This window comes from Nocardia sp. NPDC004722 (assembly GCF_053601505.1).
Window position 1 is genome coordinate 1 of record NZ_JBSGBY010000259.1, and the last position, 11179, is coordinate 11179.

Below are 11179 nucleotides of genomic sequence, written 5' to 3' on the forward strand. Positions count from 1 at the left end.
CGCACCGAGGCGCTCGACGAATACCAGCGCATCCGGCGACTGCTGGTGTCCGAGCAGGGCATCGAGCCCGGGCCGATGTTACGCGTTCCCGTTGAAAAGCCCCGTCACGGAACCGTTTTCGAAGACCTCGCGGATCGTCTGCGCCAGCAGCGGCGCGATCGACAGCACGGTCAGCGTGGGGAACTTCTTGTCCTCGTCGATCGGCAGCGTGTTGGTGACCACGACCTCCTTGGCCCCGCAGTTGGCGAGACGCTCGGCGGCCGGGTGCGACAGGATGCCGTGGGTGGCGGCGATGACCACGTCGCCCGCGCCCGCCTCCTTGAGCACCTTGACCGCGCCGGCGATGGTGCCACCGGTGTCGATCATGTCGTCGATCAGGATGCAGGTGCGGCCCTCGACCTCACCGACCACGCGGTTGGACACGGTCTGGTTGGGCACCAGCGGGTCGCGGGTCTTGTGGATGAACGCCAGCGGCGCGTCGGCGAGCGAGTTGGCCCACTTCTCGGCGACCTTCACGCGACCGGCGTCGGGGGAGACGACGGTGATGTTGGACAGGTCGTAGTTGGTGCGGATGTGCTCGGCCAGCTGCACCTGCGCGTGCATGTGATCGACCGGGCCGTCGAAGAAGCCCTGGATCTGATCGGTGTGCAGGTCGATGGTGATGATGCGGTCCGCGCCCGCGGTCTTGAGCAGGTCGGCGACCAGGCGAGCGGAGATGGGCTCGCGGCCGCGGTGCTTCTTGTCCTGGCGGGCGTACGGGTAGAACGGCAGCACCGAGGTGATGCGCTTGGCCGAACCGCGCTTGAGCGCGTCGATCATGATGAGGTGCTCCATGACCCACTGGTTGAGCGGGGCCGGGAAGCTCTGCAGCACGAAGGCGTCGGAGCCGCGGACCGATTCCTCGAACCGGACGAAGGTCTCACCGTTCGCGAAATCGCGGGCGGTCTGGGGAGTGACGTGGACGTTGAGTTCCTTGGCCACTGCCTCGGCGAGCTCAGGATGAGCGCGCCCCGAGAACAGCATCAGATTCTTCTGGTTGTCGGTAGAGAACGCGGTCACTGACGTTCGCCATCCTTTTTCTAGTCGGATATCTCGGTGGTTCCCGGTTCTTCCGGGGGCTCCCTGAGGGCTTTTTCGGCCGCCCGGGCTGCATCGGTGCCGGGGCGATTGCGCTGCACCCAGCCTTCCAGGTTGCGTTGTGCACCACCCGAGACCGCGAGCGCTCCCGGTGGAACATTTCTGCGCAGTACAGTACCCGCCCCGGAGTACGCGCCGTCACCCACGGTGACCGGGGCGACGAACATATTGTCGCTGCCCGTGCGAACATGCGAACCCACGGTGGTGTGGTGCTTCTTGACCCCGTCGTAATTGACGAAAACGCTGGACGCTCCGATATTGCTGTATTCGCCAATGGTGGCGTCGCCCACATAAGTCAGGTGTGGAACCTTGGAGCCGGTGCCGATCGTCGCGTTCTTCGTCTCCACGAAGGTGCCGATCTTGCCCTTCTCGCCGAGCGAGGTGCCGGGGCGCAGATAGGCGAACGGGCCGACGCTCGCGCCCGGGCCGATCTTGGCCTTCTCGCCATGTGTGCGGACCACCTTCGCGCCGTCGCCGACGGTGACATCGGTGAGCGTGCAGTCCGGTCCGATCTCGGCGTCCTCACCGATCACGGTGTCGCCCAACAGTTGTACGCCCGGGCGGATGACGGCGTCGCGGCCGATCACCACGTTCCCGTCGATCCAGGTGGTGCCCGGATCGATGATGGTGACCCCGGCGCGCATGTGCCGTTCCAGGATGTAGCGGTTGAGGGTGCGCGCGGCCCCGGCCAGCTGCACCCGGTCGTTCACGCCGGTGACCTTGGCGTGGTCGAGCAGGCGCGCGCCGTGCACCGGATGCCCGGCCTCGCGGGCCAGCTTGAGCACATCGGTGAGGTAGAGCTCATGCCGCGCGTTGGCGGTATCGATGCGCGAGATCATGATTCGCAGCACGGCCGCGTCGAAGACATAGACGCCGGAGTTGACCTCGGTGATGGCGGCCTGCGCCGGAGTGGCGTCGGCGTGCTCGACGATCTCCATCATGCGACCCTCGGCGTCGCGCACGATGCGGCCGTAGCCGTTCGGGTCGTCGGGCTCGAAAGTCAGTACGGTGACGGCGGATCCGTCGGAATAGCTGCGGTGCTCGTCGAGCAGCGCGTTGAGGGTGTGCCCGTCCAGCAGCGGCACATCGGCGTAGGTGACGAGCACGTCGCCGGCGAAATCGTCGGGCATGACCTCGAGCGCGCACTGCACGGCGTGCCCGGTGCCACGCTGTTCTTCCTGTACCGCCAGGGTGATCTGGCGGCCCAGTTCCGCCCCTACCTTGCCGACCGCGTCGCCGACCGCTTCGCGGTCGTGGCCGATCACGGTGATGAGCGACGTCGGATCGATCTCGTGCGCGGCATGCAACGCGTGGGCGAGCATGCTCCGACCGGCGAGCGGGTGCAACACCTTGGGTGTCTTGGACCGCATTCGGGTTCCGGCTCCGGCGGCGAGAACGACGACGGCGGTCTGCTGTGGCATGGATCTCCCTCGGCTGCCGGTCATCGTGTGCTGGAAAGCAATGTGCGGGTCAAACCATATAGACCCTGCTCGTGAGCTCCGCCGCCAGGACTCGAACCTGAACTAACTGAACCAAAATCAGTTGTGCTGCCATTACACCACGGCGGATTGCAGCGTCATGCGGGTCTGATCCTCGCATGAACTACCCCTCAACGTCGAACCGCTTACATAGATTCGGACGTGTCTGTCGATAGGCTACTCACGACAGCGCGGCGGCCGACGGCCCCGCACCCCGGGCGAAGGCGCCCGGGGGCAGGGCGAAAGGGCAGGTGAGCGATGACGGCTGGCGAGGGTGCGAGGCCCGTGCGGGCGCGCATGACCGGTACCCAGCGCCGCCAGCAGCTCATCGAGATCGGGCGGGCGCTGTTCGCGGAGCGCGGGTACGACGCGACCTCGATCGAGGAGATCGCGGCGCGGGCGCAGGTGTCGAAACCGGTGGTGTACGAGCACTTCGGGGGTAAGGAAGGGCTCTACGCGGTGGTGGTCGACCGCGAGATGTCGATGTTGCTGGCGATGATCACGGCCTCGCTGAGCAACAACCGGTCGCGGGTGCGGCTCGAGCAGGTGGCGCTGGCGTTGCTCACTTATATGGAGGAGCGCACCGACGGCTTCCGGATTCTGATGCGGGATCAACCGGTGTCGGCGGCAGAAGGGACGTATTCGTCTCTGCTCAACGAGGCCGTGAATCAGGTGGCGCACATTCTCGCCGGGGACTTCGAGCGCCGCGGTCTGGATCCGAATCTGGCGACGCTGTACGGGCAGGCGCTGGTGGGAATGGTTGCGACGGCGGCGACCTGGTGGCTGGACGAGCGCCAGCCGTCCAAGGAAGTGGTGGCCGCGCATCTGGTGAACCTGTGCTGGAACGGGCTCACGCATTTGGAGGCCGAGCCCGTACTGAAGTCGGAATGGCCGAGCGGCAAGGGGTTATCGAACCCGGCGGTCTGAACTTTGGTCTGATATGTCTGTCCTAGCGGGGCAGAACTGGACAGTTAACCAGCGAATTGCGAAGGAGGACGGGTCGAATGCTCGAATCGGCTGGCAGCGCGCAGCCGGGTGGTACGGTTCACCCATCCTTCGAGTGCTGTTCGAACTGTGATGTCGGTCAACTTCGGGATGTCGGTCTACTTCAGGATGGCTGGTTTGATGACAGGCGGATCTGATGGCTAGGCAAGCGCGTGCGGAGATCACTCGCGATTCCGTGCTCGCGGGCGCGGCGGATGTCTTTTTGCGGCTCGGCTACGCGAACGCGTCCCTGTCGGAGATCATCGCGCAGTCGAATGTGACCAAGGGCGCCTTGTACTTTCACTTCGGCTCCAAGGAAGAACTGGCCCGCGCGGTTGTCGATCAGGGCAACGAGCGACTGGTCAGCGCCTGCCAGGGATTCTTCGATCCCCGGGTGCCCGCGCTCGAGGCGTGCATCGGGATCACCTACGTGGTGGCGGATCTGACGATGAACGATCCGATGGTCGGGGCGATGCTCAAGCTCACCCACCAGATCGGCGACTATCGCGGCGCGACGGGCGACAATATCGCCAAGACGTGGGGTGAGACGCACCGTTTGCTCGCCGAACGCGCTATCGCCCAAGGTGATTTGAAGTCCGACCTGGATCCGGAGACCATCGGCCTGCTGCTGCAGGAGATGACGACGGGCGTCCACATCGTGGCGGTCAGCACCGAAAGCATCGACCAGATGGCGACCCGCATGGAGCGGGCATGTTTCTTCCTGCTGCCCTCGATCGTCCCGGACGAGAAGGTGGCGTACTTCCGAGAGTTCGCGGCCCGCCGCCTCCGCCGCTACGTGCAATAACCAACTCTCGGGACTCTCAGGGGCAAGCCCCTGAAACCCCAAGGTGAAACCCGAGAGTCCAGTCTCAGCCCTTCAGTTTTCGCCAGCCACCCGCGCGGTTGTTGGCGGTGATCGCGCGGAACATGGCGAGTAGGGCTGGGGCGTTGAGGGTTTCGCCCTCGGCGACGGCGATCATGCGGGCGGTCTTGTTGTCGTGGCCGCCGGTGATGATGCCTTCCGGATCGGGAACGATCCCGCCGTCGTAGAGGAAGATGTCGACGGCCTTCTTGGTGCCGAGCAGCGCGCAGATATTGCCGTCGAGGACGAAGTAGGGGCGGGTCGTGCGCTTGATCGTTTCCTCGACCGCGGGGTCCGCTTCGTGGACGAGGTCGCGGACCTGGAGGCAGATCTCCTGCTGCCAGTCGGGCAAGGAGTCGATGTAGGCGTCCACCCGCGGATCGGTCGCATAGGACATGACAGTCATCCAAGCACGGCCGGGGTGTAGGTGTGCTGAAGCTGTCATTGCGGGTGACTAGACTCGGTTGGTCGTCTGGATCGCTGTCTGCGCCGAGGAGTCCGCCGCATGTCCACTCATCGTCCACCCCTGGCTGGCCTGGCTGCGGTGGCCGCTGAAGATGCCGCATTGCAGCAGGTCACGAGCCTGATCGGGCGGGAGTCCGCGATGTTGGTCGCGCCTTCGGCGGTGCGGCCGTTCGTGGCCTCGACCATTGCGGGGCAGCGGCCGCTGCTGGTGGTGACGGCCACCGGGCGTGAGGCCGACGATCTCGCCGTTGAGCTCACCGAGATTCTGGGGGACACGGTCGCGCTGTTCCCGTCGTGGGAGACACTGCCGCACGAGCGGCTGTCGCCGGGGGCGGACACGGTCGGGCGGCGGTTGCAGGTGTTGCGGCGGCTGGCGCATCCGGAGGATCCGGGCACGTCGGGGCCGCTGCGGGTGGTGGTGACCACGGTGCGCTCGCTCATGCAGCCGATGGCCGCCGGACTGGGCGAGATCGAGCCGATCGTATTGCGCCGCGGCGCGGAGTTCGACTTCGACGAATTGCTCATGCGGCTGGTGGAATTCGCCTACGAGCGGGTCGACATGGTCGGCAAGCGCGGCGAGTTCGCGGTGCGCGGCGGCATCCTGGACCTCTTCCCGCCGACGGCCGATCATCCGGTGCGCGTGGAGTTCTGGGGCGACGAGGTCTCGGAGCTGCGGGCCTTCTCGGTGCAGGATCAGCGCTCCATCCACGAGGTGCCGGTCGAGCTGGTCGTCGCGCCGCCGTGCCGGGAACTGTTGCTCACCACCGAACTTCGCGAGCGCGCCGCCCGGGTGGCCGCCGAGAATCCGGCGGACGCCGCCCTCGTCGAGATGCTGGACAAGATCGCCGAGGGCATCCCGGTGGAGGGCATGGAGGCGCTGCTGCCGGTGCTGCAGCCCGGCGAGCTGCAACTGCTGGTGGATGTGCTGCCCGCGGAAACCCATGTGCTGCTGTGCGATCCGGAGAAGGTCCGCACCCGCTCCGCCGATCTGGTGCGCACCGGCGAGGAGTTCCTGGAGGCGTCGTGGACGGCGGCCTCCTTCGGCGGGGCCGCGCCGCTGGGCGCGCACGGCCTGGATCTGGCGGCGTCGGGCTATCGCGGCCTGGATGTCGTGCACGCGGACGCCGAACGGCGCGGACTGCCCTGGTGGACGCTGAGCCCGCTGGCCGCCGACCATCCCGACGAGATCGTGCTGCCGGTGCTGGCCGCCGCCTCCGCGCGCGGCTCCGAGGAACTGGTCGCCACCATTTTCGCCTCGTTGCGCGCGCAGGTCGTCACCGGCGGCCGCGCGGTCATCGTGGTGGCGGGACACGGTACGGCGCAACGCATTCTGGAACGTCTCGCCGACGCCGAGGTGCCCGCCGCGGCGCTGGAATCCGGTTCCGCGCCGGCGCCGGGCGTGGTCGGCGTGCTGTGCGGTTCGCTGCACGACGGCATCGTGTTCGACGACGCCAAGTTGGTGGTGATCGCCGAATCCGATCTCACCGGCAACCGGGTCACCGCGCCCGGCGAGGGCAAGCGGCTGCCCGCCAAGCGCCGCAACCAGGTCGATCCGCTGGCGCTCACCGCCGGGGACATGGTGGTGCACGATCAGCACGGCATCGGCCGTTTCGTGGAGATGATCGAGCGCACCATCGCCGGCGCCCGGCGCGAATACCTGGTCATCGAGTACGCGCCCAGCAAGCGCGGCCAGCCGGGGGACCGGTTGTTCGTGCCGATGGACTCGCTCGATCAGCTGTCGCGGTATGTCGGCGGCGAGTTGCCGAGCCTGTCCAAGCTGGGCGGGTCGGACTGGCAGAACACGAAACGCAAGGCGCGCAAGGCGGTTCGCGAGATCGCCACCGAGCTGGTGCAGCTCTACGCCGTCCGCCAAGCCGCGCCCGGCCACGCCTTCGGCCCGGATACGCCGTGGCAGCAGGAGATGGAGGACGCGTTCGCGTTCACCGAGACCATCGATCAGCTCACCGCCATCGCCGAGGTGAAGGCGGATATGGAGAAGACAGTGCCGATGGACCGGGTGGTCTGCGGTGACGTCGGCTACGGCAAGACCGAGATCGCGGTGCGCGCGGCGTTCAAGGCGGTGCAGGACGGTAAGCAGGTCGCCGTGCTGGTGCCGACAACGCTGCTGGCGCAACAGCATCTGCAGACCTTCACCGAGCGCATGGCCGGGTTCCCGGTGGTGGTGAAGGGCCTGTCGCGCTTCACCGACGCCGCCGAATCGCGCGAGATCCTGGAGGGCATGACCACCAAGGACGTCGACATCGTGGTGGGCACGCACCGGCTGTTGCAGACCGGTGTGCGGTGGAAGGACCTGGGCCTGGTCATCATCGACGAGGAGCAGCGTTTCGGCGTCGAGCACAAGGAGCACATCAAGGCGCTGCGCACGCACGTGGACGTACTCACCATGTCCGCCACGCCGATTCCGCGCACCCTGGAGATGTCGCTGGCGGGCATCCGCGAGATGTCGACGATTCTCACCCCGCCCGAGGAACGGCATCCGGTGCTCACCTATGTGGGCGCGTACAACGACAAGCAGGTGGCCGCGGCCATCCGCCGCGAACTGCTACGCGACGGCCAGGTGTTCTACGTGCACAATCGGGTGGCCTCGATCGACAAGGCCGCCAAGCGGATTCGCGACCTGGTGCCCGAAGCGCGCGTCGTGGTCGCGCACGGGCAGATGAACGAGGACATGCTGGAGAAGACCGTGCAGGGCTTCTGGGAGCGGGAATTCGATGTGCTGGTGTGCACCACCATCATCGAGACCGGCCTGGACATCTCCAATGCCAACACGCTGCTGGTGGAACGCGCCGACACCCTGGGTCTTTCGCAGCTGCACCAGTTGCGCGGCCGCGTCGGCCGGTCCCGGGAGCGCGGCTACGCCTACTTCCTGTATCCGCCGGAGAAGCCGCTCACCGAGACCGCCTACGACCGGCTCGCCACCATTTCGCAGAACTCGGATCTGGGCGCGGGCATGGCGGTGGCCATGAAGGACCTCGAGATTCGCGGCGCGGGCAATGTGCTCGGCGCGGAGCAGTCCGGCCATGTCGCCGGCGTCGGCTTCGACCTGTACGTGCGCTTGGTGGGCGAGGCGGTGGAGGCGTACCGCGCCGCCGCCGACGGCCGCCCGATCACGGTGGACGAGGAGGTCAGGGAGGTCCGCATCGACCTGCCGGTCGACGCGCACATCCCGCCGGACTACATCGCCTCCGACCGGCTGCGGCTCGAGGCGTACCGCAAACTGGCCGCCGCCCAGGATGATTCGGCGCTCACCGCGGTCGTCGAGGAACTCGTCGACCGCTACGGCCCGCTGCCGCTCGAGGTCGGCCGCCTGGTGTCGGTCGCCAAGCTCCGCCTGCTGGCCCGCGAATACGCCATCGCCGAAATCGGCGTCACCGGAACCACTCTGAAGGTATCGCCGCTGCAGCTGCCCGATTCCAAGCAGCTGCGTCTCAAGCGCCTGTACCCCAACGCCACCTACCGGCCCACCACCGGCATCGTCCAACTCCCGCTGCCCCGCATCGAGGACAGCGTCGGCGCCGCCCGCGTCCGCGACGTCCAGGTCCTGCAATTCGTCGCCGACTTCCTGCTCGCCCTGGACGGAAAGGCCCCGGGCGCGGTCGATGTCAAGGTCGCCCCGGAGGTGCTCGCCCCCCGATGAGCCCTGAACAGACGGGTGGCGAGGCGGCGGATATCGCGGCTATGACCCAGGCGCTCGGCGAGGCGGTCGATGTCATGGATCGGCTGTGGAATTTCGGCGGGTGGGAGGTGACGCAGTCGCACGATTCGCTGCGGCCCTATCTGCTCGAGGAGACCTACGAGCTGCTCGACGCCATTCAGGCCGAGGATGCGGAGACGATCAAGGAGGAGTTGGGGGATCTGCTGTTGCAGGTGCTGTTCCACTCCCGGATCGCCGAGGCCGCAGGGGAATTCACGGTGGCGGAGGTGGCGGCGGCGCTGGTCGCCAAGCTGGTGCACCGCAGCCCGCATCTGCTGGGGGAGCGCGGCGACTACGGCATCGACCCGGACGCCGCGGTGGCCGACAAGATCGCGGCGCAGGAAAAGGCTTGGGAGGAGCGGAAATCCGCGGAGAAGGCGCGGCGCTCCTGCCTGGACGGCATCGCCATGGCGCAACCCGCGCTGGCACTGGCGGAGAAGGTTCGCTCGCGAGGTATCAAGGCCGGTTTACCGCAGGAGTTGATCCCGGACGCGCTGCGGGTCGTCGAGCTGGGCGGGCCGGACAGTGCCGAGGAGCGGCTGCGCAAGGCCACTCTCGGCTTCGCGGAACGCATTCGCGCGGCCGAGGACGCCGCCGAGATCGCGCGGGGGGACCGCCGGGCGCTGGCCGCTGCGGACTGGCGGGAGTATTGGCCGCACCCCTGAGCGACGTATCGACACCACGGTACGAAATCCATTGGGGCGGCCGAAACGGGCATAGCGGATACGATGCCCGGTGATAACGGCGGTGTTGCCTTCGGCTCGTTTCGGCTAGCGTCAGGGGGGTGCAAGCTTCGGGGCGCGAACCGATCACCGAGTACTACCCGTCGAGAACGGGTGCGGCAGTCGCGCTGGTCTTCTTCCTACTGATGACCGCGCTGCCCGGATTCGTGGTGTTCGACGGTGATGAGCACATGGTCATGCGGGTGCTGGGCGGTGTCGCCATGGCGTTGTTCGGGTTCGGGGTGTACGCCATGCTCGACGATCTGGTGCGGCCGCAGCCGACGCTGCTGATCACCGATCAGGGCTTCACCTACCGCGGCTATCCGCATGTGGCGTGGGCGGAGGTGGAACGCCTGCGGCTGGGCATCGGCCGACTGCGCAAGGGCGGCCACACCGAACGATTCGCGGAGGTGGTGCTGCGCGATCCCGCCGAATTCCACGACCGGGTGCGGGCTCTCGGCGACGTCGCCGCGCGCAAGCATCCGGAACGCCCGCTCTACATCGTGCCCGAGCGACTAGCCGTCCCGGTCCCGGCCGTGGTGGAGGCCATGCGCCGCCATCACCCGGACCTGGTGGTGCGCGCGCTCGAGGACGAACCCGCCGCCGCGCCCGCCGCTCCCGGCGCGCCTCGCTCGGCCGATCGCGACATGGTCGAGAGCGCCCTGGTCAGCGCGCTCACCGATGCGCTGCCGGAGAACTGGCAGCTCGCGGTGCTGTGGTTCTGCCTGGTCGGCGATGACGGCCATACCGGGATTCAGGTCGACATCACCGATGCCGAACCGGAGGAACTGCAACCCTCCGAGGAGACCCTCATGCTGCTCAACCGGCTCAAGGAAGTCTGCTACGACCAGATGACCGGCACCTGGCTCAGCGGCCAGGTGGTGTTGCAGGCCGCGTCCTCCAAGGCCCAGTTCACCTTGTCGTTCAAGGAAGTACCCGACTGGCTGCCGCTCCCGGAGCCCGACGAGTGCCGTCGTGAACTGGCCACCTACCCGCGGGCGGGCGACGAAATCCCGGATTGGCTGCGCGAACGCATCGTCTGAACTACCGGAGCGGCCATTGGATTTCCGTCACCCAATCCTCCTGCGGCCCGCAGGATTCGAGGTAGAGCTCGCGGCCGAGGCGGTCGGCCTGGTGGCCGGAGGTCTCTATCCAGCGGGCGAGGGTCTGAATCGTGGTCAGCACCCGGTCCATCGAACCGTGATGAACAATGGTCGCGGCGCGCTCGATCGCGGGTAGGTCGAGGATCTCCACGCCGGGTACCGAACCCGGGGCCGCCGAGACCGCGACGCAGGCGTGGATGACGACCCGGCTGCCCGGTTCACCGTCACCGTCGGATTCGTACAGGGCGATATCGGGTCCGGTCACCTCGATGCTCAGTGCTTCCAGCCGTCCGTGCAGGTCTCGGTAGAGCGGGCCGATGACGGGCCCGATATGGCTCGGGTCGAAACTGTCGGCCAGGCCGCGGGCGACGGCCACCCGGATGGTGGGCAGGGATTTGACGACGACCTCGGCGATGGGCATGGTTCCCTCGTTCTCGATGGTTCGGAGCCTCGTCTCGACATGGGCCAGTCGTGCGGTCGCGGTCGCGACGGTCTCGGCCAGTTCGGCCTGTCGCAGCCGGAGCATGCCCTGCAGCTCGGCGATCCCGACCTCGGCGTCCAGCGCCGCACCCACCTGGTGCAGGCTGAAGCCGAGCTCCTTCAGCGCGATGATCCGATTGAGCCGCGACAACTGCGCCGCCGCGTAGTACCGATACCCGGTCCACGAGTCGACCCGGGCGGGCCGCAACAATCCCAGTGCGTCGTAATGCCGC

General features: G+C 67.3%; 9 protein-coding genes and 1 tRNA gene. 5 read left to right on the plus strand and 5 right to left on the minus strand.

Annotated elements, in window-relative coordinates; translation table 11 throughout:
• Window positions 1-78 precede the first annotated feature (78 nt).
• The 3 genes from ACWELQ_RS24010 to ACWELQ_RS24020 form a co-directional block, all read right to left on the minus strand.
• On the minus strand, window positions 79-1059 hold the full coding sequence (locus ACWELQ_RS24010; protein WP_452399295.1) for a ribose-phosphate diphosphokinase: 981 nt from the start codon (window positions 1057-1059) through the stop codon (window positions 79-81).
• Window positions 1060-1079: 20 nt separating this feature from the next.
• A complete protein-coding gene (gene glmU / locus ACWELQ_RS24015) occupies window positions 1080-2558 on the minus strand; it encodes a bifunctional UDP-N-acetylglucosamine diphosphorylase/glucosamine-1-phosphate N-acetyltransferase GlmU (protein ID WP_452399296.1) in 1479 nt (492 codons plus the stop codon).
• A gap of 76 nt (window positions 2559-2634) precedes the next feature.
• Window positions 2635-2705, minus strand: a tRNA-Gln gene (locus ACWELQ_RS24020).
• Between the two features lie 207 nt (window positions 2706-2912).
• On the opposite strand from ACWELQ_RS24020, the gene ACWELQ_RS24025 reads away from it, so the two are divergent.
• Both ACWELQ_RS24025 and ACWELQ_RS24030 read left to right on the plus strand, forming a co-directional pair.
• Complete coding sequence (locus tag ACWELQ_RS24025) at window positions 2913-3542, plus strand: TetR/AcrR family transcriptional regulator (RefSeq protein WP_452399303.1); 630 nt, start codon at window positions 2913-2915, stop codon at window positions 3540-3542.
• 214 nt (window positions 3543-3756) lie between these two features.
• Window positions 3757-4404, plus strand: a complete 648-nt coding sequence (locus ACWELQ_RS24030) for a TetR family transcriptional regulator (protein WP_452399297.1) — start codon at window positions 3757-3759, stop codon at window positions 4402-4404.
• A 64-nt stretch (window positions 4405-4468) separates the two neighbouring features.
• On the opposite strand, the gene ACWELQ_RS24035 is transcribed toward ACWELQ_RS24030, so the two are convergent.
• Window positions 4469-4858, minus strand: coding sequence for a DUF1801 domain-containing protein (locus tag ACWELQ_RS24035; protein ID WP_452399298.1), 390 nt, complete (start codon window positions 4856-4858; stop codon window positions 4469-4471).
• Between the two features lie 108 nt (window positions 4859-4966).
• Here ACWELQ_RS24035 and mfd point away from each other — a divergent pair, with 108 nt between their 5' ends.
• From mfd to ACWELQ_RS24050, 3 genes are all read left to right on the plus strand, one after another.
• Window positions 4967-8584 carry a transcription-repair coupling factor gene (gene mfd, locus ACWELQ_RS24040; protein ID WP_452399299.1) on the plus strand — a complete coding sequence of 1206 codons (3618 nt, stop codon included), beginning with the start codon at window positions 4967-4969 and terminating at the stop codon, window positions 8582-8584.
• A complete protein-coding gene (locus ACWELQ_RS24045; RefSeq protein WP_452399300.1) occupies window positions 8581-9306 on the plus strand; it encodes a MazG family protein in 726 nt (241 codons plus the stop codon). The genes mfd and ACWELQ_RS24045 overlap by 4 nt, the downstream gene beginning before the upstream one ends.
• A gap of 119 nt (window positions 9307-9425) precedes the next feature.
• Window positions 9426-10406: a hypothetical protein gene (locus ACWELQ_RS24050; protein ID WP_452399301.1), complete on the plus strand. Its 981-nt coding sequence runs from the start codon at window positions 9426-9428 to the stop codon at window positions 10404-10406.
• A 1-nt stretch (window position 10407) separates the two neighbouring features.
• On the opposite strand, the gene ACWELQ_RS24055 is transcribed toward ACWELQ_RS24050, so the two are convergent.
• Window positions 10408-11179: MerR family transcriptional regulator (locus ACWELQ_RS24055; protein WP_452399302.1), on the minus strand; the 772-nt coding region annotated here is incomplete at its 5' end.

Bases quoted from the DNA above. Each gene is read 5' to 3' on its own strand.
- glmU (WP_452399296.1), bottom strand. From the start codon at position 2,558: ATGCCACAGCAGACCGCCGTCGTCGTTCTCGCCGCCGGAGCCGGAACC.
- ACWELQ_RS24025 (WP_452399303.1), top strand. From the start codon at position 2,913: ATGACCGGTACCCAGCGCCGCCAGCAGCTCATCGAGATCGGGCGGGCG.
- ACWELQ_RS24030 (WP_452399297.1), top strand. From the start codon at position 3,757: ATGGCTAGGCAAGCGCGTGCGGAGATCACTCGCGATTCCGTGCTCGCG.
- ACWELQ_RS24035 (WP_452399298.1), bottom strand. From the start codon at position 4,858: ATGTCCTATGCGACCGATCCGCGGGTGGACGCCTACATCGACTCCTTG.
- mfd (WP_452399299.1), top strand. From the start codon at position 4,967: ATGTCCACTCATCGTCCACCCCTGGCTGGCCTGGCTGCGGTGGCCGCT.
- ACWELQ_RS24045 (WP_452399300.1), top strand. From the start codon at position 8,581: ATGAGCCCTGAACAGACGGGTGGCGAGGCGGCGGATATCGCGGCTATG.